Origin of the sequence: Psychrobacter sp. SHUES1 (assembly GCF_001652315.1) — a bacterium.
In the GTDB taxonomy this organism is placed as follows: Bacteria; Pseudomonadota; Gammaproteobacteria; order Pseudomonadales; family Moraxellaceae; genus Psychrobacter; species Psychrobacter faecalis.
Genome location: NZ_LXWA01000050.1, coordinates 1 through 23955 on the forward strand (window position 1 = coordinate 1; position 23955 = coordinate 23955).

17 protein-coding genes and 1 pseudogene are annotated in these 23955 nt (G+C 43.1%); 7 read left to right on the forward strand and 11 right to left on the reverse strand.

The window, feature by feature from the left end; all coding sequences use genetic code 11:
• The 6 genes and pseudogenes from A7325_RS13440 to A7325_RS06665 all read right to left on the reverse strand — a co-directional run.
• A pseudogene (locus A7325_RS13440) lies at window positions 1-131 on the reverse strand (transposase); the annotation flags it as partial.
• Between the two features lie 169 nt (window positions 132-300).
• Window positions 301-1422, reverse strand: a complete 1122-nt coding sequence (locus tag A7325_RS06640) for a Fic family protein (RefSeq protein WP_068406026.1) — start codon at window positions 1420-1422, stop codon at window positions 301-303.
• Window positions 1423-2071: 649 nt separating this feature from the next.
• A complete protein-coding gene (locus A7325_RS06650) occupies window positions 2072-3574 on the reverse strand; it encodes a tripartite tricarboxylate transporter permease (RefSeq protein ID WP_068406030.1) in 1503 nt (500 codons plus the stop codon).
• A gap of 5 nt (window positions 3575-3579) precedes the next feature.
• On the reverse strand, window positions 3580-4035 hold the full coding sequence (locus tag A7325_RS06655; RefSeq protein ID WP_068406033.1) for a tripartite tricarboxylate transporter TctB family protein: 456 nt from the start codon (window positions 4033-4035) through the stop codon (window positions 3580-3582).
• Between the two features lie 117 nt (window positions 4036-4152).
• Complete coding sequence (locus A7325_RS06660; protein WP_068406035.1) at window positions 4153-5190, reverse strand: Bug family tripartite tricarboxylate transporter substrate binding protein; 1038 nt, start codon at window positions 5188-5190, stop codon at window positions 4153-4155.
• A 300-nt stretch (window positions 5191-5490) separates the two neighbouring features.
• A complete protein-coding gene (locus A7325_RS06665; RefSeq protein ID WP_068406038.1) occupies window positions 5491-6780 on the reverse strand; it encodes an SLC13 family permease in 1290 nt (429 codons plus the stop codon).
• 297 nt (window positions 6781-7077) lie between these two features.
• Here A7325_RS06665 and A7325_RS06670 point away from each other — a divergent pair, with 297 nt between their 5' ends.
• Window positions 7078-7803 (forward strand): GntR family transcriptional regulator, encoded by a 726-nt coding sequence (locus tag A7325_RS06670; protein ID WP_068406079.1) that lies wholly within the window; start codon window positions 7078-7080, stop codon window positions 7801-7803.
• 37 nt (window positions 7804-7840) lie between these two features.
• Here A7325_RS06670 and A7325_RS06675 read toward each other — a convergent pair whose 3' ends face one another.
• Window positions 7841-8614, reverse strand: coding sequence for a sulfite exporter TauE/SafE family protein (locus A7325_RS06675; RefSeq protein ID WP_082894327.1), 774 nt, complete (start codon window positions 8612-8614; stop codon window positions 7841-7843).
• Between the two features lie 310 nt (window positions 8615-8924).
• Between A7325_RS06675 and A7325_RS06680 the strand changes: the two genes are divergently transcribed.
• The 6 genes from A7325_RS06680 (at window position 8925) to A7325_RS06705 (ending at window position 15496) form a co-directional block, all read left to right on the forward strand.
• Window positions 8925-10631, forward strand: a complete 1707-nt coding sequence (locus A7325_RS06680; RefSeq protein WP_082894328.1) for a phosphoethanolamine transferase — start codon at window positions 8925-8927, stop codon at window positions 10629-10631.
• A 45-nt stretch (window positions 10632-10676) separates the two neighbouring features.
• A complete protein-coding gene (locus tag A7325_RS06685) occupies window positions 10677-11360 on the forward strand; it encodes a response regulator transcription factor (protein ID WP_068406041.1) in 684 nt (227 codons plus the stop codon).
• Between the two features lie 102 nt (window positions 11361-11462).
• Complete coding sequence (locus tag A7325_RS06690; RefSeq protein WP_068406044.1) at window positions 11463-12818, forward strand: sensor histidine kinase; 1356 nt, start codon at window positions 11463-11465, stop codon at window positions 12816-12818.
• A 185-nt stretch (window positions 12819-13003) separates the two neighbouring features.
• Window positions 13004-13471, forward strand: coding sequence for a diacylglycerol kinase (locus A7325_RS06695; RefSeq protein WP_082894329.1), 468 nt, complete (start codon window positions 13004-13006; stop codon window positions 13469-13471).
• Between the two features lie 54 nt (window positions 13472-13525).
• Window positions 13526-14302, forward strand: a complete 777-nt coding sequence (locus A7325_RS06700; RefSeq protein WP_068406047.1) for a PAP2 family lipid A phosphatase — start codon at window positions 13526-13528, stop codon at window positions 14300-14302.
• A 216-nt stretch (window positions 14303-14518) separates the two neighbouring features.
• The gene (locus A7325_RS06705) at window positions 14519-15496 is read left to right on the forward strand and encodes a glutathione S-transferase family protein (RefSeq protein ID WP_068406050.1); all 978 of its coding nucleotides are present in this window, start codon (window positions 14519-14521) and stop codon (window positions 15494-15496) included.
• 94 nt (window positions 15497-15590) lie between these two features.
• Here A7325_RS06705 and hemB read toward each other — a convergent pair whose 3' ends face one another.
• From hemB to A7325_RS06725, 4 genes are all read right to left on the reverse strand, one after another.
• Window positions 15591-16598: a porphobilinogen synthase gene (hemB, locus tag A7325_RS06710; RefSeq protein WP_068406053.1), complete on the reverse strand. Its 1008-nt coding sequence runs from the start codon at window positions 16596-16598 to the stop codon at window positions 15591-15593.
• Window positions 16599-16849: 251 nt separating this feature from the next.
• Window positions 16850-18661 carry an efflux transporter outer membrane subunit gene (locus A7325_RS06715; RefSeq protein ID WP_068406056.1) on the reverse strand — a complete coding sequence of 604 codons (1812 nt, stop codon included), beginning with the start codon at window positions 18659-18661 and terminating at the stop codon, window positions 16850-16852.
• Complete coding sequence (locus tag A7325_RS06720) at window positions 18658-21906, reverse strand: efflux RND transporter permease subunit (protein WP_068406059.1); 3249 nt, start codon at window positions 21904-21906, stop codon at window positions 18658-18660. Before A7325_RS06720 ends, A7325_RS06715 begins: the two co-directional genes overlap by 4 nt.
• A gap of 34 nt (window positions 21907-21940) precedes the next feature.
• A complete protein-coding gene (locus tag A7325_RS06725) occupies window positions 21941-23335 on the reverse strand; it encodes an efflux RND transporter periplasmic adaptor subunit (RefSeq protein WP_068406062.1) in 1395 nt (464 codons plus the stop codon).
• Between the last annotated feature and the right edge of the window lie 620 nt (window positions 23336-23955).

Below are 23955 nucleotides of genomic sequence, written 5' to 3' on the forward strand. Positions count from 1 at the left end.
ACCAAAGAGCGATGATTGAGTAGTGCCTCATCCATAGGCTCAAGTAATTGGGGTTTCATATTACGCCGAAGTTTGGTTATCAACGTGGTATCACTGTGTTTTGTGAGCCACTCGTTTAGGGCTTTACTGATATTGAGCTATGCTGAAGAAACCGTAGAGGTAAACTTGGTAAACTAAGCGTATTAATCGGAGCTTACCAGAAACAAGAAAACTACCTCCCAGAGCCAAATCTAAGAATGAAGCTGTCAAGAAGGTTGCGGGAGGGTATAACTAGGACTAGCTGTCAATCAGTGCCCAAGCTTATAAAACAATCTCATAATTTGTACTACGCCCTGAAGCAGCGGACTTCTCTAACATTCCTTTTTCTATCAAATCATTGATATCTCGAAGTGCGGTATCAATCGAGCACTTATTAATAGTCGCCCATTTTTTAGTGGTCAACTTGCCGTAAAAGTCACTCATCAAACTATTAAGCATCTTAATCTGTCTATCATTTAACGCATGATGTCGATGCATCTGCCAAAAGTTGGCTTTATCCATAATTTTATCGGTGGTCGCTTGAGCTGCAAGTAAAGCGTCTTTCAGCGTTTCTAAAAACCAAACCAGCCACAAAGTAATATCGCGATCGCCTTTTTGTGTACGTTCCAACACCTTATAATAATCATTGCGCCGATTTAGAATTTGCGCGGACATACTATAAAAGCGCTGAGCGCTACCATCACTTTTTGCTAGCATTCGCTCCGTGATTGCTCTTGTCAGCCGTCCATTACCATCATCGAAAAGATGCAACGTCACAAACCATAAATGCGCGATACCCGCTTTAATGACCAAATCTAAATTATCTTGCTGGCTAGACGGCATATTAAGCCACTGTAAAAAAAGATCCAACTCATCAAAAATCCTGTCTGCATGAGGAGCAACAAAATGCACTCGCTCTCGGCCATAGCCTCCTGAAACTACTTGCATAGCGCCTTGACTATCATCCCGAAGCTTGCCAACTTTAATACGATAAAGCCCGCTATAGCCTTCTGGGAACAGTGCTCGATGCCAACCGAGCAAATCTTCTAACAATAAGGGCTTTTGATAGTGGAATGTTGCATCTAGCATCATCTCAACCACTGCATCAATTTCTCGTGAGGCTGCAGGCATATTATGGTCATCAACCCCTAAATGCCGAGCAACAGAGGATCTTACTTGATCTGTTTTTAAAATTTCACCTTCGATCTCAGATGTTTTAACGATTTCAAGAGTAACGGCGTCTAACTGAGCTTCAACATTTAAATCAAATCCTAGTGTCAGCAATTTTCCGAGAAGCTGACCTTGAAGCAATCGCACTTGGCTTACCAGCGGCAACAGTTTTTTGTCTGACCATTGCCAATCTGTCCAATTGGGGTGTTCATGAATATAAGTAACGTGTTTCATAATAAGACCAAAACCTGCAGAAGTTAGAGGGCTATTCTCCTTATATTATGCAGAGATTAAACTTAATAAACAAGGAAAGTCATCGCCGAAATGATGAGTTAAACCTAGCCTTTTTAGTAAAAAGGACAGAAAAAGTGGAGAAAATATAGGTAATTAGCTCAAAAAACCGAGGGGGGAGTGGAGGTAAAAACACTATAATTTTATAGTGCCTATTTACGAAATAAATCTAATATGATTTTAAATAACTTTGCGTTTTCGTGAAGTTAAAAATCGCTGTAGGCATTATAAATAAAGGGATGTAATATAAGATACATTTATGGGTTTTGGTTGACCTACCTTGACATGGTAGAGGTCGCTAGTTCGAATCTAGTTACGCCTACCAGATTCGAAAGCCCCAATCTTTATGATTGGGGCTTTTTTTATGCCCGTTTTACAAGCGTTGTAGCAGGAAATATCTGCACCCAACATTTTATAAACACAGTTAGATAATCAGCTCCGCACGATTCAAAAAGACGACATTAGCTAATGCAATGGTTATGTTTTTTGTAGGAAAATTAGACGATAGACGCTAATTTTCATAAAAAAATGGTGATCATACTTAAAGTACAACCACCACAGCAGAGTGTTTCAAAAACAGAATCGCTAAAAACTAAACAGCAGGCTTAAATTTTCTACGATAGATACTTCGCAACACTGGCATAAACACCATTAAAATAGCCAATAACCATAACACCATAGTGATAGGGCTGCCCCACAGAATACTTAGCTCACCTTGAGAAATAGATAGCGCGCGTCTTAAGTTAGATTCCATCAGCTCGCCCAAAACATAACCTAAAATAAGCGCTGATAATGGGAAGTTTAACTTACGTAAGAAATAACCGAACACCCCGAGTGCGACCATAAAGACCAGATCAAAAGTCGTACTATGAATCGAGTATACGCCAACAAAGCTGACCGCAGCAATTGCTGGTACTAAGATATAATTTGGCACGTTTAGCAATTTTGCAAATAAGCCAACCAATGGAATATTCATTACCAGCAAAATAACGTTACAGATAAATAAAGAGGCAATCAGACCCCAAACGATATCAGGCTGCTCGGTAAATAACTGCGGACCTGGTGTGATGTTATATAGAGTCAATGCGCCCATCATGACCGCTGTGGTACCTGAACCTGGCACACCTAAAGTCAGCATAGGCACAAACGAGCCACAAGCTGAGGCATTATTCGCTGCCTCTGGCGATGCAACACCGCGCAGATCACCGTCGCCAAACGTACCTTTATCACCAGCGATTTTGCGTTCACTGGCATAAGTCATGGCGCTTGCAATAGTAGCCCCTGCACCTGGCAAGATACCAACGACAAAGCCCATTAAACCACTACGTAACATCGCGCCCAAGGTAAACATAAACTCTTTAAGGTTTAATAAACTACGCTTACCTTGTTCAATGACCTTGTGTCCAGTAGTAGTTTTTTCGAGTAAGATTAAGATTTCACTGACACTGAAAAAACCAATTACAATGGTGGTAAATTGGATGCCATCAGATAGATTGACCGAATCAAAAGTAAAGCGGTAAATCCCTGTAACCGCATCGACACCAACCGTCGCCAAACCAAGACCGATTAGAGCGGCAATACCAGTTTTAACCGGTTGATCACCGACCAAACCGCTTAGACACGTAATAGCAAATACCATCAATACAAAATATTCGGCGGGCCCAAATGAGATGGCCCACTTGGCTAATAACGGGGCAAATAAAACCACACCGATCGTGGCAATCGTTGCACCAATGAAGGAACTAACGGCGGATAAAGACAGTGCAATACCAGCTTTGCCTTGTTTGGCTAATGGATAACCATCTAACGTCGTCATAATAGCGCCAGCATCACCTGGTACGTTGATAAGAATGGCGGAGATACGACCACCATATTCACAACCAAGATAGACGGCGGCAAGTAAGATGAGCGCACTTTCTGGTGGTAATCCTAAAGCAAAGGCGAAAGGCAGTAATATCGCCACACCGTTAATAGGACCAAGTCCAGGCAACATACCGACAATGGTACCCAAAAAAGCACCGATAAGTGCAATCAGTAAGTTCTCTGGGGTAGATGCAATAGCGAAACCATGCATCAAAAAATCAAAAGTATCCATACTGGCTATCCTATTATCCCTGATAACAATCCAAGTGGTAATTTGACATCCAAAAGTATGTCAAATAAGACGTATAAGCCAATACTGATTAACACTGAAAAGATAAAGCTTTTAAGCGGGTTGCCAGCAAATAGTAAACCTACGGCAAAGGACATCAGAATGGTGGCAACAATAAAGCCCAGTACCTCAAAAATCAAACCATAGACAAGTAACGCAAGCGCACAAAGTACTAAGTTTCTAATGATTGGTTTGGTAAGCCCTAATTCTATCGGCTTGGTAAAGCTTGCTGGACGAAAAGCAACAACTAGCGCGCCAAATGCCAGCAATGAAAAAATTAAAATCGGGTAAGGGCGAGGGCCGATGGGATCGTAGGCAATAGGGGCGACATAGCCAATGGCTAGGTATATCAAAAATAAGCTCACCAGTGCCATTAGCCCAGAAAACAGACGTTCCATAGTCATAATAGGACTCCTAGAATGTTAGGGCAAAAAGGCTGGCATCTCTATTTTCTGCCAGCCTTTTGAGAATACGATTAAACTTTAGTATTCAATCAATAACGTGATTGAACACCAAGCTCACTATTTGGCTTCAGCCTCAACAAGACCGTATTCAGCAGACAACTCACGAAGCTCGCCCGTACGCTTATAAACATACTCTTGTAGCTCTTCACCGGTCATAGAGAACGGCAATAATTCTTGCTGTTCACGTAGCTCAGCAAATTTTGGATCGGCAAGCATCTTATCAAAGGCATCCTTCCACCAGTTATAAGCACTTGGGCTCACATCTGGACCCATGTAGTAACCACGAACGACCGGCCACGTGACATCATAGCCTTGCTCTTTAGCAGTAGGAATATCGCTCATAGTGCCATCCAACCTTTCATCGGCAAATACGGCTAGGACGCGCAATTTGCCAGCAGTGGTTTGCGGCATAAGCTCGGCAATGCCAGCACTAACGGCGGTGATGTGATTACCCATGACCGCTGTGATTGCTTCACCGCCACCTTCCATCGCCACATACGTCATGTCGTTAGGATTGACGCCAACGGCTTTGGCCAATATGGCAGTTTGCATCCAATCTTGACCACCGACACTACCGCCCGCGCCGAAGCTGACTGATTTTGGATTTGTTTTTAGAACCTTAACCAAATCATCTAAAGTTTTGATGTCTGAATCCGCATTGACGGCGACAGCGCCATAATCTGTGCCGACACCGGCTAGCCATTTCACATCTTTTTCAGTGAATTTACCAAATTTACCTTGTGATAAATTAAGAATAGAGCCGGTTGAGAAGGCAATAATGGCATCACCATTATCACGATCATTGGCAACGATTTTGTTATAAGCAACCGCACCAACCCCGCCTGGCATATAAGTCACGCGCATAGGGTCTTTTAAGATGCCAGTGTCTTTCAAACCCGCTTGAGCAAGCTTACAAGTCAAGTCAAAGCCGCCGCCTGGCTTGGCAGGTGCGATACATTCAGGACGTGAAGGAGCAGTCAGCTCACTTGAGCCATCTGTCGCGGCTGCATCTGTACTGGTCGTTTCATTAGCGTTGTTACAGGCAGTCAAAGATAGAATAGATAGGCCAAGAGCCAGATAGGAAAGTTTTTTCACACGACACTCCTTGTGTGTATATTTGTACTAAAGTTTCAATAGAATTCTGATCGGCGCAACCCGTTATTAATGTTTGAAGCTACGATCAGACTAACGAAGTTTCTGCATTTCATCAAAATATGTTTTTTTGTCACTGTATAAAAGTAACAGAATATTTTGTAAATGACAAGAAACATATGTATGTCTGTATGAATTTTATTATACTATAGAGACGCATAAGGGTATTGACTATTATTCTTATGCTTAGCTTTCAGTTATAAATAACAAACACTTTTATAGCTTTCTCTTATTTATAAGGCATTAAAAGATAAGTTGGATCACTAAGATTGCTATTATCCCAACACAGATGTCTAAGGGCACAGCTTTGAATAACAGAGCAGTAAAGAGCTTATTTTTTTCTATAACGACTTGAGAGGCGCCTAACATGAGACTACCACCTGATGAAAAAGGTGACAGTGATGAGCTTTGCGCGCCCACAACAATACAGGTAAAGAGTAATAAAGGACTTATGCCAGAGGCAACGGCTAGGGGTAACACTATAGGAAACAAAGTAGGGGCGACGACGCCAAGTGTACTGGCAAATACGGACATGATTGCGCTGATAACGAAGACTAGCGTCGGTATCAACCAGATAGGGACGTTGGTACTGAGCCATTCGGTGAGCTCGTAAATGACCCCTACCTCTACACCGAGGCGAATCAACATACCGACACCGCAAATCATAATAAGCGTATTCCAAGGTATGAGTGCTATCACTGCTCTTTCGTCGCCTAACTTTAAAAATAGGCTGATTAAAGCAAAAATAACCGCGATAAAACCAATATCGATCCGAGCGTTCAAAAACTCAATCGCTGATATTTGCGGCATGAGTAGATTTAAAATAGGGACAATCAGCACAGTCGCCATCATGATAAAAATCAGCATAATAGATTGTTTTTGCTTACTATCAAAAGGCTCTGGCATTGTCGTTTCAATCGAGATTTTGCTATTTTTGGCATTGAACACGCTATAGCCACCCAAGAGAATTACAGGTATGACAAAAGTAGCAGCGAAAACCCCTAAAATATAAGTAAAGCTATTATCATTGGCAACGCCTGCGCTGCGCATCAGCTCTCTAAAGATAACGCCGCTTTGTGAGGTAATAAAGTTAGCGCCAGCGAGCGCGCCATAATTGACAGATAAGGTGGCAATAACGATGTTCAAATTGGTGCGTTTAGACAAGAGCAGAATCATCGGTGCCATTGTCGCCAAAACGGTGTAATAGCCTGCGCCTAAGCCTGCGACCACCGTGGCAACAAAAAAGATAATTAATGGCAAAAATGCTGGAAAATGACGACACCTATAGATTAAATGATTCGATAATTTTTCTAACGCACCGTTTGCGAGAGGGAAGTTATAAAAAAGCGTCACAGCAAAAATGACAAAGAAGATTTTTAGCGGCCATAGCTCGATAATCTCATAAGCCTTTAGCCCCATACCGAAACAACCAATCAGATACGAAAACGCAATAGCAAACAAGCCGATATTGATTTTGGTGGTATAGCCTAAAATGATGCATATTACGATGGCCGCGAGAATATAAAGTGTCACAACTGCCCCTTGATTTTAACGGTATGAATTCTATAAAAAGCCATAGCAGCTTTTATAGAGTAAAAAGCAGTACGCTAACATCGAAAAATAACTTTATAAACGATAAGTCAAATAAGCCTTAGCAGCGCCTCTAATTAAGTAGAATGATAGCAAAAAAACTCATATGAATTAGATAAGGTTGATAATAACAAGCGGATCAAAAATACCTATTAAAACGATTAGAATAGTCTTACTTTTACGGCAATAATGTCGCTTAAAAAAATCGAGTTATTAAAAATTTTCCATGACGGTGAAACAATGATAGACAATTTCAAAAACTTTAAAATGCCACGATATGAGCAGGTAAGATGGCACATACAAACCTTACTGACAGAGAGCAAGTGGGATGAAAACACACCTTTACCTAGCGAGCAAGAGTTTGCTGATAAATATCAGGTATCGGTAGGTACCGTGCGTAAAGCGGTTGAAAAGCTAGTGGAGGAAGGGGTTTTAATAAAACAGCAGGGCAGAGGGACGTTTTTAAAGCGTCCAGATTTTAATAGCTCATTATTAAGATTTTTTAAATTTCGTGATAAAGAATCTGGTTATGTTACGCCAACGGGAATAATTAAAAAAATCTCAGTGATAGACGCGATTGATGATATTAACCAAAAATTAGATATAGATGAACATGAAGCGCTCATTTATATAGAGCGGGTTCGTATCGTCGAAGACAAAGTCTTACTGAGTGAAAAGATATGGCTTCCTAAAAACTGTTACGAAGCCTTTGCAAACTTGGCGCCTGAAGATTTTGAGAATCTTCTTTATCCTTTTTATTATACAAAGTGTGGTCAGTTTGTGTCGTCTGCCGTAGAGACGCTATTTTTTATAACCAATCATATAGACCCTTATTTAGGCAATAATAAACAAGAAAGTTTGGTTAAAGTATGCCGTATTGCGAAAAATTTAGAGGGTGACCCTATCGAGTATAGGGAGTCATATGGACTGGCAGGGAAGTTTAGTTATGAAATCAATATCATTTAATCATTATGATAGACCGTCAATAAAACCAAATGACTTATTAAAACAGCACATTGACGTTTCTTATTATCATTATCAGCCCACTAATAACCATGAGTATGAGTAGCATTATTCTAAACTGACTAATCGTCATTCCCGCTAAAAAATGCTTACCAATGATATTGCCGACGACCGCACCTAACCCTAGTACCAGTCCATATAGCCAAAGTCTGGCAGGGAATACGCCAAAGAAAGCGTAGCCGCCGATTTGCATGATACCCACAAAAAAGGAGTTGGCAGTTTTAGTAGCAATCAGGTTTTCTTTTTCTAGCCCAGCATTCATATAAAAAGGGTTGAGTATAGGGCCGAGACCACCGACCAAAGTACTCATAAAAGCAATGACAAACCCCAAAGGGATAAAGCCGAGTTTTGGCATATCAAAGGTTTTATCGACTTTACCGAATCTATATTGGAAGATGGTCGATACCAAAAATACGCCAACCAATAACTGAATCCACCCTGCATCCAAGCGGCTAAATACCAAGGCGGCAAGCCATGCCCCTACAATGGCACTAGGAACATAGTATCTGGTCAAGGACCAATCAATGTCATGCCAAAATAGATAGAGCCGTGAGGCATTGCTAATAAGCGTGGCCAAATTGATCACGGGAGGCGTAACGGCTGTTCCTATCATTGAAGAGGTGACAGGTATCAATAGCATGGCCCCGCCGCCGCCAGACACCGTAGAGATGATAAAAGCGACTATGCCAGCGACAAACAAGCCTGCCAAGTGCCAATTCGGGATGGTGTGCAATAGCTCTAAAACACTGGTCACTATAAAATCCTATTCCATTAAATTCTAAAGTAACTTAAATGGCTTATATTATGAGTCGCCAAGATGCTTAACCTAGCAATCTACTTTATTACAGCCCCTAAAATGTAGATCGCGACAATAAGCTGTATAACCAATAATAGCCCTCTATAACCAATAATATCTCAGTAAAACACGACCAATAGTAATATTCTCATAACCAGACATTTTCATTCACATCGTCATTCAACGGAACTGCCTTAACATCTTCTTAACAGCATAATTGGTATGGTAAGAAATCCCATTTCTTATCACCCTGTTGAGAAACCCGTCTATGTTCACTTCACAAGCACTTAGCGCTGACATTACGAAAGCCAAAATCAAGCAAAGCTATCTTAGCAATATTGCGCATCATGAGATTAATCTACACTATTTGATGATAGTTGTAGCGCTCTACTTAGTCGCCACTGCCAATGTCAGTTTTTTTGCGCAAGTGCTAAGCATTTATCCTATTCGTAGTGATATAGGCTTTATAATTTCTATCACTGGCTTATTATCAGGTCTAATGTGGCTAGTATTGCAGTTGTTATGTTATCGGCCTATGGCCAAACCCCTGCTCATCACTATGCTGATGATAGCAGCGATATGCGGTTATTTCACTGACGCTTACGGCACGATATTTGATCGTAGTATGCTAATCAATGGTTTACAGACCGATCAACAAGAAGCAATGGGGCTGATGTCGTTAAGTTTTTTTATTCGGGTACTGATATTGGGCGTGATACCTGCTGTTATTATCGCCAAAATTCGTATCAAGCGCACTCCTTTACGTCGCGCTTTATGGCAAAGGGCGGTTGCTCTCTTTCTCTCTGTAGTCTTAATGGCGGTGTGTTTACTGCCATTTGGCGATCAATACGCTACTTTTTTTCGTCAACATAAAATGGTGCGCAGTTACGTCAATCCGATTACCTCTATCTACTCTGTCGTCAAATTAAGTAGCGATTACGTCGATGCATTGCGCCGTCCTGATACGCTATTGCTGCACGCGACAGATGCCAAACGCAGTGCCGCCAGTAGTAAAGCGGCGAAACCTAAGCTTATGGTATTTGTAGTAGGAGAAACCGCACGTGCGGATCATTTTGGTTTAAACGGTTATGTGCGTAACACCACGCCATTATTGGCTAAGCAAGACAACCTTTATAGCTTTAAACAGGCTGCCTCTTGTGGAACTTCAACCGCTTATTCAGTGCCGTGTATGTTCAGCTATGCCAATCGAGATAGTTTTGAGGTAGAGCATGCGGATTATAATGAAAACGTCCTTGATACCTTATATAAACAGGGCGTTAATGTCGTTTGGCGCGACAATAATTCCAGCTCTAAAGGCGTTGCAGATAGAGTCACGTTTGAGGACTTCAAAACCTCTACAACCAATCCAAATTGCGATAGCGAATGCCGCGATATCGGTATGCTTGATGACTTTGATAAGCTGGTAAAGCCAGACGCGCCTACTAAAGGTTCAAATAAAGCCTCTCCTAAAGCGAGAGACACGCTTATTTTATTGCATCAAATGGGTAATCATGGTCCCGCTTACTTTAAGCGTTACCCTGAAGCGTTTGAGGAATTCAAACCTGTGTGTATGACCAACGAGCTATCTAAATGCGACAATCAATCTGTGATTAACGGTTATGATAATGCCATTCGTTATACCGATTATTTTTTACATAACGTGATTGATACGCTAAAAGCATATGAACAAGATTATGATGTGGTCATGGTATATATCAGCGATCACGGCGAGAGTTTAGGCGAAAACAATATCTACTTGCACGGTTTGCCGTATGCTATTGCGCCCGATTCTCAAAAGCAAGTACCCGTTATTATTTGGTCGCCTGCTAGCAACAACATTGACAAAAACAGCCTTCTTAAGGTAATTAATCAGCCTGTATCACATGATTTTATTACCCCGACGTTACTTAACTTTTTTAATATTACAACGGACGAGGTCGCGGGCGCGCCAACCTTTTTTAAAACCGCTCCTTAAGCGGATTAACCCAAGTAGAGATAGTATTTATGGCTGAGACAGTCTATGTATAAGATACTTATTATTGAAGATAACCCTGATATCGTTGCCAATATCTACGCTTTTTTTGAGCCTAAAGGTTTTGAGCTAGATAACGCCCATAATGGCATTAGCGGCTTGGCGCTGGCCGCGAATAATCGTTATGACGTTATTCTATTAGATGTGATGCTACCGGGGATGGATGGCACAAAACTATGTAAAACCCTACGCGAAGAGTGGCATAATAAAACGCCGATTCTTATGCTTACGGCCCGTGATACGATTTTGGATAAAGTCGCAGGTTTTGATAGTGGGGCTGATGATTATTTGGTCAAGCCTTTTTCACTCGTTGAATTAGAATTACGTATCAAAGCGTTAATCCGCCGACAGCAAGACGAATACTTTGAGCATAGCATAACGGTTGGTGACGTCACGCTTAATGCGAGCGAGCATAAAGTGATACGTGCAGGTAGCGTGCTTAAGCTGACACCCACTGGGTTTAAAATTTTAAATATACTTATGAGCGCGTCGCCACGCGTCGTCAGTAAAAACGAGCTAGAGGAAAAAGTATGGGGTGAGGATATTCCAAGTAGTGATGCCTTGCGCACTCACTTGCATGGCGTGCGCGTCCAAGTCGACAAGCCATTTGTCACACCGGTGATAGTCACGGTACCAGGTGTTGGTTATCAGATTATAGATCCTAATAAGTGATAAATTATTTGAGGATGAGTGAACGGCTTAACTCAATGATAAGCCGCTGGTATTATAGTCATTCTCAGCTTTTCTAACGCCTTCTACGACGAAGTAAACGCTATGTTTAGTATCGACTCAATCACCAATAAATTCCGCCTGTCTTATTTCGTGTTTGCGATATTGCTTTGCAGCGCTTTCGTCAGTATTTTTATGTATGCTGAAGTGAGAATGGAGCAAGAGCTGGTCAAAGCGCGTTTATTACAGCAGTTAGAGCTTAGCCAAGAAAAAGATGGCGAGCAGGGCGTGTATCACGCAGAACCTGGTATCACCATTTATCGCTATGCTAATGCGCCCAACGATTTAAAAGCTTTGGCAACCGACACCCCGCAAGAAAAACCGATGACGATTGAGACGGCGACAGGGACAACCGATACCAATCTGCATTTTTTCTTTTATCAACAAGGCCAGCAAGACTACATCCTCACTTATCTCGAAAATGATGAGATGGTGATGGGCAATTACCCTGTGCTTGCTATCTTTGAGCATTTAGAAGATATCTTTGCCAATGCGTTAAGGGTGGCGGTTATTCTCAGTCTACTTATCGCCGCCATATTTTCGCAATTAACTGCCAAGCAAATCACCAAGCCTTTATTAGATTTAAAAAAAGCGGTAGAAACCGATCATCAAAACTTAACCGAGTTGACCCATCTGCCCTCTGAAGTCGGTGTATTGGCACGCACTATTGACGAGAAAAACAAAACATTGGAGCAATATCTAAAACGAGAGCAACTGTTTACCGGCGATGTCAGCCATGAGCTGCGTACACCGTTAACGATTATTATGGGGGCGTCAGAGGTGTTGGCTTCTCAATTAGAAAACGACAGGTATTTGAGCGAATTTGCCAATCGTATCAGTAACACCGCAAAAGAAACCTCCGAGATTATTAGTGCATTATTATTACTGTCGCGTGCGCCTGAAAAACTGGACGCGCCGCAAACTTCTATAAACACCATCGCTATCAGTGAAATTGAGCGGCTAAAATATTTACTCCGTTATAAAACCGTCACTTGTACCTTAGTCGCTGAGCAACAATATTTCGCCTACGTCAGACCTGAGCTGCTAAAGATGGCGCTGGGGAATTTAATAAAAAATGCGTTTCAGTATACCGATAATGGCGAAGTGATTATTACTATAGACGCTCAAAAGATAACCGTTAGTGATACGGGTTTGGGCATCGCTGAGGATATGATGCCATTGCTGTACGAAAGGTTTGAGCGTTTTGAGCAGCACAATGCAGACAAGCCATGGGACAAAGAAGCGCTGTCAACAGGCTACTCCAGTTATAAAGTAGAAGGCAGTGGCTTAGGACTTAGCATTGTCCAACGTATCATGAGCCATATGGATTGGCAATTAACCCATCAAGCCAATACGTTAAACGGCTCAGACGGTAGTATATTTAGTATTTATTATAGATAACGTTTATTAACCATCTGCTTAATAGTCCCTTTTGCTTAATGCAGTCTCTGGTTTATATCCTCTTAACGCTTTCTTAACGTCTCATCACTTATACTCAAACCCTGCTGATTTTGCTAATGGTTGATTGTTTAAGTTTCTAACAATCAGTTCCGTAGTTACACGATAATGAGTATAAAGCCATCAATATGAGCACCATCAAATCTACGTCTCCTGACAATGAACCGCTAAGCCATGACGGCAACGATCCAATAAACGCTTCTGAGTTACTGCCACCTGACAATTTTGCGAGTAAGGTGAAAGGTAAAAAAGGGCTGGCTCGTCTTTTAAAGGCGACGGGCTACTCTATAGAGGGCTTTAAAGCCGCTTATAAGTTTGAAGCCGCCTTTAGACAAGTGGTATGGCTGAATCTTGCATTGCTGATGGTTATTACATTGATACCCTTTGGCGTCGCTAGCAAAATGCTGCTTGTAACCGCCTCTTTTTTATCTCTTATTGTTGAGCTTATCAATACAGCTATTGAAGCGAGTGTCGACCATACGTCAACCGAACAGCATCCGTTGGCCAAAATAGCCAAAGATACCGGCTCCGCTGCCCAGTCTTTAGCGTTACTGCTGCTGGTGATTTTGTGGTTACTGGCATTATCAAACCTTTGATAATAAAAGATATTGATGCTTTTTTAGGTTTAGCGGTTACGCAGGATGTCTTAAATGATTTTAGAAAACAATGCCTCTAAAAACAACGCCTCTAAAAACAATGCCCTTAAAAACAATGCCTCTAATTGGGTATGGCTGAAACTATTTTGCTTAACGGTTGTTGCTACTTTGGTGTTTGAGCATAGCCAGCTTGATGTTCGTATTAGTGCGCTTTTTTATGCAAATGGGCAGTGGTTTTTAGAAAAAGGCGCTCAGCCTTATGCGTTTATCTTTTATGATGGCCCAAAAGCGCTATTGATTTTATTGGCTATCTATTTGTTCGCTGTATTAGCCATCAAATCTACAAACCTTTCAAACCATTCTACTATCGTCAATAATGGTCAGTTTAATAAATTTATTATGCCCTTTTCAGTTCGTGAAATCAGCTATTTATTGACGGTTCTTATCCTCGTCCCTTCTACCATTGCCCTATTAAAGGCTGTCACGCATGTTAGTTGCCCTAATCATTTAACACTGTTTGGAGGCAGCTTTGATTATCTTAACCTTGGGCAAAATATAGTGGCGCAAACGCCTGCCAAATGTTTTCCCGCTGCGCATGCTAGCGCTGGGTTTTCTTTATATGGTTTGGCATTTTTGCCCTCTTTGCAGCAGTATCGCTACAGAGTCTTTGAAATAGTAACGGTCTTAGGCTGGACAATGGGGCTTTATAAAATGCTCTTTGGCGATCATTTTTTTAGTCATACTTTAGTATCAATGTTACTGTCATTAACGATTGCGTGTGCGCTTGCCAATGTGTTTTTTAAAAGAGCCACTATAGGCAGTTCAACATAAACTCTCTATCTTTAAAGTTTATGACTACTTTTTCTAAAGAATCTTCCAAAAGCTTTGTTTGTTTAAGAAACCAACAAAGCTTAATCGTTAGGCCGCATAGAAATGTTACTATCACTCTTAAAACTAATAACGATGGCAGTTATTTAATGCTGATTGTTTGCTAGCAGTCGTTTTTAGTATCCATTTATTTAAAACTAAAATAATTAGGAGCAAAACATGGGCTTATTGGTCGATGGTCAATGGCAGGATAAGTGGTATGACACCGAGGCGAGCGGTGGACGCTTCGTACGCGAAGATGCTGGTTTTAGAAACTGGGTAACAGCGGACGGTAGCGCAGGGCCAACCGGCGTGGGTGGCTTTAAAGCCGAAGCCAATCGCTATCATTTATATGTGTCGCTTGCTTGCCCGTGGGCGCACCGCACCACGATTTATCGCAAACTCAAAGGCTTGGAAGATATGATTTCGCTGTCTGTCGTGCATCCCTTTATGGGCGATAAAGGTTGGACGTTTGCAGAAGGTGCTGGCGTGATTGCCGATCCGATTGTCAATGCCAGCTATTTATATGAAGTATATGTCGCTGCCAAGCCTGATTATACCGGACGCGTCACAGTGCCAATATTATGGGACAAAAAAACCAATACCATCGTTAGTAATGAATCGTCTGAGATTATTCGGATGTTAAATTCAGCTTTTGATGAAGTAGGGGCGACGGACGTTAATTTTTTACCAAAAGCGTTGCTTGCAGAAATAGATACGATTAATGAGTTTGTGTACTCAGCGGTCAATAACGGCGTGTATAAAGCAGGGTTTGCCACGACCGAAGCTGCCTATAAAGAAGCAGTAGTAATGTTATTTGATGCGCTTGATACGCTAGAGGTGCGCTTAGCTGACCAACGTTACTTGCTCGGTGATACGATTACTGAAGCCGATTGGCGTTTATTCACCACGCTAGTACGCTTTGATGCGGTATATGTTGGGCATTTTAAATGTAATATTCGCCGTATTGTTGATTATCCCAACCTTTGGGGCTATCTGCGTGATTTATATCAGGTGCTCGGTATCGCCGAGACGGTGAATATCGAGCATATCAAGGCGCATTATTACACCAGTCACGCCAACATCAATCCCACGCGTATTATTCCCGTCGGTCCGCTGCTCGACTTTAACGAACCTCATGACCGTACGCGTTTCTAGCTTTTATTGAGCTTTTTAAATTAAGCTAAGAAAAAACCGCGCTAGCTTCTATAGAAGCTGGCGCGGTTCTTTGTATAAAACGATTTAATTTATATTAAGCGTTATTCAACTGACGAGCCGCTTCTAGGGCAAAATAAGTCAAAATCCCATCAGCGCCCGCACGGCGGAAACCAATCAAGGATTCCAAAATCACCGCATCGGTTAGCCAGCCGTTTTGAATAGCGGCCATATGCATGGCGTATTCACCAGACACTTGATACGCAAAGGTTGGTACGCCAAAGGTGTTTTTAACTTCACGAATTAGGTCTAAGTACGGCTGACCAGGTTTAATCATCACCATATCAGCGCCCTCATTGATATCCATAGCAACTTCGTGCAGCGCTTCGGCGCGGTTGCCAAAGTCCATTTGATACTGTTTTTTATGCCCACCTTTTAAGTTGCCGGCGCTACCAACGGCATCACGGAACGGACCGTAGTAAGCAGAAGCATATTTGGCAGAATAGGCCATGATAGCGGTGTTGACAAAGCCTTCAGCTTCAAAGGCATCACGCATAGCTTTGATACGGCCATCCATCATATCACTTGGCGAGATGATATCAGCGCCTGCGCGAGCGTGGACGAGTGCTTGCTTGACCAAGACTTCGACGGTTTCATCATTGACCACATAGCCGCTGTCATCGAGCAGACCGTCTTGACCGTGAGAGGTATAAGGGTCTAGCGCCACATCAGTCATTACCACCATTTCTGGTACGGCATCTTTGACCGCTTTAACGGCGCGCGCGCTTAAGCCATTTTCATCATAAGCCGATTTGCCATCAGGCGTTTTTAATGAATTATCAATGACAGGGAAGATGTCGATAGTGGTGACGCCCTCTGCTAATAATTCTTTGGCATAATTGATCAACAGATCAATTGATAGGCGCTCAACGCCTGGCATACTAGCTATGGCTTCGCGCTTGTTTTCGCCTTCTAAAACAAAAACAGGGGCGATAAAGTGCTTAGGATGCAGCTCAACTTCACGAATCATCGACCGCACGTTATCGTTATAACGCAAGCGACGCAAGCGGGTTTCAGGGAATTGACGGTTAAAAGTATAAGTCATGATTTTTCCTTATTTGATTTTAAGCATGGTTATTTATAAGCTTTATTAAGCAAGCTGTTTTAAGACTGGTTTTTATAAGATTGGTATCATTAAGAGAATAAAAAGGTCGTTGGTATAATGTTGTACGATAACTGGCACTACTATAACCAATAGTGACTATCGAAAGCAAAAAGCCCTACCAAGTCGGCAGGGCTAATTGTAGATATCGACTATCAAGGTGAGGAAAATTTTCCCACAACCTTTAGAGCTACTTAACGCTCATTAATCTTCGTGACCGGTACTTGCTCAACATTGGCCTCTTTGCTAGTGGTCTTTTCAGTAACCACGCCGACAGCAGCGTCTGTTTTGCCATCATTATTGACATCGACAACAGCCGTTGGGTTAAAAGTTGCTTTCTCTATTGGCTGTGCCTGCTTAATCGCTTGCGCTTCTTGTGCAGAAGCCACGCGAGCTGAGCTGGCAGCTTCGATAGCATCGACCGCTTTGGCTTTATTGCTATTTGCCGGTAGATTGACCAATTGCACTAAGTTTTTATGCGGTACAGGAATGACCGTTGGTACATCAAGATTAGCACCGCCACCTAGCACTTGATAAAGCTCGATTTGGCTGATGATTTTTTGTAGCTCTAAGTCCAAGATACCTTGTTGCGTTGAGAATAGCGAACGCTGCGCATCGAGTACGTCTAGGTAGTTGGCAATACCCGCTTTAAAGCGCGCATCGGCAATCTGATACGTTTGTTCAAAGTTATCTTGCAGACGGTACTGCGCGGCCAACTGGTCACCCAATGTCGCGCGTGTCGCTAGGACGTCTGATACTTCACGGAACGCGGTTTGAATAGAGCGCTCGTAGTTTGCTAGCGTCTGTTCGCGCTCAATTTTCGCCACATCATAATTGGCATCTAAGCGTCCCGCATCAAAAATAGGCACGCTAATGCTTGGACCAAATGACCAGCCAACCGAACCACTTTTGAATAAGTCATCCAAACTGCCACTACTCAGACCTACGCTACTGGCTAAGCTGATAGATGGGAAGTAAGAGGCGCGCGCTACTTCGATATTGGCACCAGCCGCTTTTAGACTGTACTCTGCTTCCAATACATCAGGGCGATAGCGCAGCAATTCACTTGGTAAGCCGGCGCTAAATATCTGCTGGCTTGTGATATTGCTGACCGCAGGCGCTGGAATAAGATTGGTTGGAATGGGTCCACCGACCAAAAACTGCAGCGCGTTACGCGATCTTAAAATACTGCTTTGCGCCTGTAAAACGGCAAGTCTGGCATTTTCTAGTGACGCACTGGCTTGCAAAGACGGCAGTTTGGGATCTATACCTGCTTCAAAGCGTTTATCAGCGATAAATAGAGACTTCTCACGGCTTTCGACCGTCGCTTCAGCCAGTTTTAACTGCGCAAGGCTATAGCTTAAATTGGCATAACTTTGAGCGATATTACTAATCAAGCTGATTTGGGTGGTGTCTTTCGCTGCCGTAGTCGCTAAAAAGTTCTGTAACGCTTGTTCTTTTAAGCTGGCGATTTTACCCCAAAAATCTAACTCATAGTTGGCCAAGCCAAGATTGACATTATATGAGCTGTTAGGGTTTTTATCCGTTCTGTTTTGCGCTTGACGCGTATAACCACCGCTACCATCAATTCTAGGCAGGTCATTGAGATCAGTAATTTGATACTGCGCGCGTGCTTTCTCAATTGCCAAACGTGCACTTTCAAAGTCTTTGTTGTTCTCTAAGCCTAACGCAATCAGACCTTTTAAGCGCTCGTCGCTATAAAACTCCTGCCAGCGCTGCGCGGCAATACTGGCTTGATTGGCGCTGCTGACCGTTTCTTTGTCGAACGCGCCATAGGTTTGCTCGATAGGCACGTTTGGTTCAGCAAGCACAGGGCGCATATCCGCTTTTGGAATGGTGTTACAAGCAGCCATGCTCAATGCTAAGGCGGTGAGGCCAATGAGGCGACCGCCATTTTTACGCAGTACTGTTAGCGCTGGTTGGGCAGTGGTAGCTATAGAGGCTACCGCTGCTGAGTTTAAGGTAAAGTTTTTTTGAGCACTCATTGTATATTATCTCCAAAGCTTGCAGGCTGATAACTATCAGAAGGCATTGGGTCAGAAGGTGTTGGGTTTTGCGGGCCAGGTGTGCCGTCGTCACCGTCATCTTTATTGTTGGGTTTATTATTCTCATATTTGTAAGGGAATAAACTACGTACCCAAATAAAGAACATTGGAATAAAGAAGATACCTAATAACGTCGCGGTGACAACACCACCTACCACGCTGGTACCAATGGCGTTTTGACTGCCTGAGCCCGGACCTGTGGCGATGAATAATGGCACAACACCAAGTCCAAACGCAAGTGAGGTCATGATAATTGGACGCAGACGTTGACGCGCCGCTATCATAACCGCTTCTTTTAGCGTATTACCTTCTTCTTGATGTTCTTTTGCAAACTCAATAATCAAGATAGCGTTTTTGGCTGATAGACCAACCACCGTTAGTAGACCAACTTGCAAGTAGATATCGTTATTAAAGCCGCGTAGCCAGGTAAATATCACCGCACCTAGCACCCCAAGCGGGATGACCAATAGTACAGAGAAGGGGATGGACCAGCTTTCATATAGAGCGGCGAGACATAAGAATACCACCAAGATCGACAGGGCATAAAGCATCGGCGCTTGGGCACCTGACTTTTGCTCTTCAAGTGACATACCCGTCCACTCATAGCCGATACCTTCAGGTAGCTTTTGCATCATCGCTTCCATCGAGCTCATCGCTTCACCCGTACTAAGACCAGGGGCGGCGCTACCTTGGATATTCATTGACGGTAAGCTGTTATAACGGGTCAGACGCGGTGAGCCTGATTGCCATTCACTGCTTGAGAACGCATCAAATGGAATCATTTCACCGGCATCATTACGAACATACCATTTGCCGATATCATCAGGATTGGTACGACTGCTTGGCTCGCCTTGGACAAACACGCGCTTAATACGACCACGGTCAACGAAGTCATTGATATAGCTTGAACCCCAAGCAGTAGAAATCACGCTATTAATATTAGCCAATGACAGCCCATAAGCAGCGGCTTGCTCTTGATTGATATTAATTTTTAACTGCGGCGCATCTTCTTGTCCGTTTGGACGCACGCCTGTTACTTGATCGTTTTGCGCAGCCATACCGAGCAGCATATTACGTGCTTCAAGTAAGCCTTCATGGCCGACGTTACCCGTATCTTGAATCATCAAATCAAAACCACTGGCGTTACCTAGTTCGGTAATAGCTGGCGGTACAATCGCAAAGACTTGCGCTTCATTTAACTGGGTAAAGAAATAGCCCATCGCTCGACCAGCGACCGCTTGTGCGGTATTTTCATCGCCGCTTCGCTCCGCCCAGTCTGTCAAACGTACGAAAGCCAGACCCATGTTTTGACCTTGACCGGCGAAACTGAAGCCTGCCACAGAGAACACAGACGCCACGTTGTCTTTTTCTTGGGTTTCATAATAGTTGGTGACTTTTTCTAGTACCGCTTCCGTTTCATCAAGCGTCGCCCCAGCAGGAAGCTGTACTAAGGTAAACATAATACCTTGGTCTTCCTCGGGTAAAAACGAGCCCGGAATACGTAAGAATACCACGGCCATGACGCCGATAATGGCGGCATAACCGATTAAGTATAACCACTTAAATTTAAAGCTTTTACCGACAGAATTTTCATACTTACGGCTGACTTTATAAAAAGAGCGGTTAAACCAACCGAAGAAACCTTTTTGCTCTTCAGTAGATCCTTTCTCGTGGCTCTTACTACGTTTTAGCAAGGTCACACATAGGGCAGGGGTAAAGATAAGCGCCACTAATGCTGACAGTACCATGGCGGTAATCAAGGTAATGGAGAACTGACGATAAATGACACCGGTTGAGCCACCAAAGAAGGCCATCGGTACGAAAACGGCCGATAGAATCAAGGCGATACCGACAACGATTTTACTAATCTCGCCCATCGATTGTATGGTCGCGTCTTTAATGGAAATATGAGGGTCTTCTTCCAAGATACGCTCAACGTTTTCGACGACAACGATGGCGTCATCGACCAGTAGACCGATGGACAATACCAAGGCAAACATGGTTAATACGTTGATACTAAAGCCAGCAATATATAAGACGGCAAAAGTACCTAGTAATACCACGGGTACAGCAAGCGTTGGAATAATGGTCGCGCGCCAGTTCTGTAAGAAAATGAACATGACGATAAAGACTAAAACAATCGCTTCGATGAGTGTTTTGACTACTTGCTCAATAGACAAACGTACAAATGGCGTGGTGTCATAAGGAACAACGGTCGTCAGATTTTTTGGGAAATTCTGTTCAAGCTCCGCCATACGAGCGCCAACGGCTTCACGAGTTTCAAGCGCGTTTGCACCACCCGCCAAAGAAATACCGAGACCAGCGGAACTCTGCCCATTATAAAGCGCAGTCACACTATAGTTTTCACTACCGATTTCAACTTTTGCAACATCACCTAGGCGAACCTTCGCCCCAGAGGTATCGGTTTTTAATAAGATATTTTTAAATTCTTCAGGGGTTTGTAAATAGCTTTGCACGGTAACCGTGGCGTTAATAACCTGTCGATCCGTATCTGCAGGCGCTTGTCCTAATTGGCCAGCAGACACCTGCGCGTTTTGCGCACGTACGGCATTGACCACATCAGCTGGCACCAAGTTATAACTACGTAGCAGCGAAGGATCAAGCCAGATACGCATGGCATAGGCTGAACCAAACACCTGCACTTCACCAACACCTTCGACACGGCTGAGCTGGTCAACGACGTTTGAGTTGATATAGTCAGCAATATCGCTGTTATCCATACTGCCGTCTTCAGAGATAAACCCTTGTACCATTAAAAAGCTACTAGAGGATTTATTGACGTTGACGCCTTGACGCTGTACGGACTCAGGGAGTGAGCTCATCGCGGCTTGCAGTTTGTTCTGTACCTGTACCTGTGCGGTATCAGGATCGGTACCGTTTTCAAAGGTAAGCGTTACAGATGCGCCACCATTTGACGAGCTCGATGATGACATATACATCAAGCCATCAAGCCCTTTCATACGTTGTTCGATAATCTGAACCACTGAATCTTCAACGGTCTGCGCGTTCGCACCAGGATAGCTTGCGCTCACCGAAATGGTCGGCGGTGCGATGCGTGGATACTGCTCAATCGGTAGGTTAATAACCGATATTACCCCGATGAGCATGACCAAAATAGCCATCACCCAAGCAAAAATAGGGCGATCAATAAAAAAACGTGACATAGTATATTCCTAGTCTTCCTATCTTTGAATGGAATTAGTTAGCGGTAGATTCTGCTGGTTTTTTAGCAGAGGTATCTTTACTAGCTGGCTTATCCATCGCTTTTGCGGCTTGCTGCGGCGTTTGAGCAGTTGGCGCGCCCGGCTTAGCAGGGGCAGCATTTGGATTTTCTAAAGGTTTGGCGACGACTTCTTGCTCAGGTTTGACCTTTGAGCCACCGATCACCACCACTTTATCCCCTGCTTTTAAGCCATCAGTGACGACCCACTGATCTTTGTAGGTGCCATTAATAGTGACAGGACGTACTTGGATTTTGTTATTTTCATCAACGATATAAACTTGCGTTTCGCTTTTCGGTGTCCGCATTACTGCGCTTTGTGGCACTAAAGCGGCGTTAGTGATGACGCTTTGAGTCAAGCGCGCACTGACATACATACCCGGCAACAAGATATTATTCTTATTAGGGAAGACTGCACGTAAGGTCACAGCACCCGTTGACTCATCAACTTTTGCTTCTGATAACGCAAGCTCGCCACGTACCGGATACGTTGAGCCGTCCTCTAATACCAACTCAACCGAATTCATACCTGCTTGTGCTTTACCAGCAGAAATTTGCTGGCGTAGTTTAAGCAGCTCAGAGGATGACTGGCTGATATCGACATAGATAGGATCTAAGCGCGAGATGGTCACTAAAGGATCTGGTTGTCCGGCGCTAACCAAGGTACCAGCAGTAACGCTAGAGCGGTCAGTACGACCTGCGAGCGGCGCTCGTACGATAGTACGGTTGAGATCTAGTGTACTGGCTTGTAAGTTTGCTTTTGCCGTTTGGATGCCAGCTTTAGCGCTCTCAATACCAGCTTCGGTTTGCCCAATCGCCGCACGCGCGCTTTCGACTGCTGCTTGCGCGGTGCGAACTTGGGTAACCGCTTGGTCGTATTGCTGCTTTGAGATGGCATCAATTTCGATCAAACCTTGCAAACGATTTAAGTCATTTTGTGCTTGCGATAAAGACGCTTGGCGACTGACCAGCTCAGCTTTGGCATTGGCGTTGTTTGCTAAAGCTGTCTGATAATTGGCTTCAGCTTGTTGAATGGCCGCCTGCCCACTGGTGATAGACGTCGCGTAGTTGTCGGTATTGATACGGTATAAAGGTTGGTCTTTTTTGACGTTGCTGCCTTCGCGGAACAACACCTCGTCAATAATCCCGTTTACCTGTGGGCGAACGTCGGCGGTTTGGTAAGCGGCGGTACGTCCAGCAAAGGTTTGTACTTGCGGTACGGTATCTAGAGTGACAGTCTGAACGTTGACGACGGCAGGTGGCATCTGCTGCTGCGCCGCTGCCCCAGCTGCGTCCTCATTTTTATCACAGCCGACCAATACAGCGCCAGATAGTACAGATGCTATTACAAGCGCAAGAGTAGAGTGCTTCATCAATGTCCTCGGCAATATAAATATCATATAATAATTACAGTTTAAAAAGTTTATGGATAAATCTTAACGAAGTAAATATGAAACGTAATATGTCTTTACCGCTGTTAGAGTTCATTACTAAATAGATAATATAATAACTAAACACACAACAATCGGCTAAGCAGATTTAAAGTAATGCATGATTATAAACTATAGGGTATACCCCACAGTCAAGATGCAAAAAAACCTTCATCTGCCTTGTGATAAGCTCATTTCTCAATAAAGATCTAACAACCATTGATAATACAAGCGTAACCTTCTAAATACTTTGTAAGATTGGTAATGAATACAGCGCCAAAATATTGTTAAATTTTGTTTTTTTAAATATAATTTAGAGATAGTAGCAAGAAAACCATATAAAAATACAGTAGAAAATGGCATGTACAGAAAAACGGTGTTTTAGCAATACTTAAGTGTGAACGCTAAAATTTCAGGGAAAAATAAGAACAATTGAACGAAGAAAGCGATGGGTAATGAGAAAGCTGCGTGTATAGCAATCTTATTTTCTCATTTTATTTATTTTATTATTATAAAGTAAAACTTAACTAAAAATTAAATAGTCACATATTTTTTTTATTGAT

What these genes read in the sequence shown, in the direction of transcription:
- A7325_RS06640 (WP_068406026.1), bottom strand. Translation starts at nt 1,422, where the DNA reads ATGAAACACGTTACTTATATTCATGAACACCCCAATTGGACAGATTGG.
- A7325_RS06650 (WP_068406030.1), bottom strand. Translation starts at nt 3,574, where the DNA reads ATGGATACTTTTGATTTTTTGATGCATGGTTTCGCTATTGCATCTACC.
- A7325_RS06655 (WP_068406033.1), bottom strand. Translation starts at nt 4,035, where the DNA reads ATGACTATGGAACGTCTGTTTTCTGGGCTAATGGCACTGGTGAGCTTA.
- A7325_RS06670 (WP_068406079.1), top strand. Translation starts at nt 7,078, where the DNA reads ATGATAGACAATTTCAAAAACTTTAAAATGCCACGATATGAGCAGGTA.
- A7325_RS06680 (WP_082894328.1), top strand. Translation starts at nt 8,925, where the DNA reads ATGTTCACTTCACAAGCACTTAGCGCTGACATTACGAAAGCCAAAATC.
- A7325_RS06685 (WP_068406041.1), top strand. Translation starts at nt 10,677, where the DNA reads ATGTATAAGATACTTATTATTGAAGATAACCCTGATATCGTTGCCAAT.
- A7325_RS06690 (WP_068406044.1), top strand. Translation starts at nt 11,463, where the DNA reads ATGTTTAGTATCGACTCAATCACCAATAAATTCCGCCTGTCTTATTTC.
- A7325_RS06695 (WP_082894329.1), top strand. Translation starts at nt 13,004, where the DNA reads ATGAGCACCATCAAATCTACGTCTCCTGACAATGAACCGCTAAGCCAT.
- A7325_RS06700 (WP_068406047.1), top strand. Translation starts at nt 13,526, where the DNA reads ATGATTTTAGAAAACAATGCCTCTAAAAACAACGCCTCTAAAAACAAT.
- A7325_RS06705 (WP_068406050.1), top strand. Translation starts at nt 14,519, where the DNA reads ATGGGCTTATTGGTCGATGGTCAATGGCAGGATAAGTGGTATGACACC.
- hemB (WP_068406053.1), bottom strand. Translation starts at nt 16,598, where the DNA reads ATGACTTATACTTTTAACCGTCAATTCCCTGAAACCCGCTTGCGTCGC.
- A7325_RS06715 (WP_068406056.1), bottom strand. Translation starts at nt 18,661, where the DNA reads ATGAGTGCTCAAAAAAACTTTACCTTAAACTCAGCAGCGGTAGCCTCT.
- A7325_RS06720 (WP_068406059.1), bottom strand. Translation starts at nt 21,906, where the DNA reads ATGTCACGTTTTTTTATTGATCGCCCTATTTTTGCTTGGGTGATGGCT.
- A7325_RS06725 (WP_068406062.1), bottom strand. Translation starts at nt 23,335, where the DNA reads ATGAAGCACTCTACTCTTGCGCTTGTAATAGCATCTGTACTATCTGGC.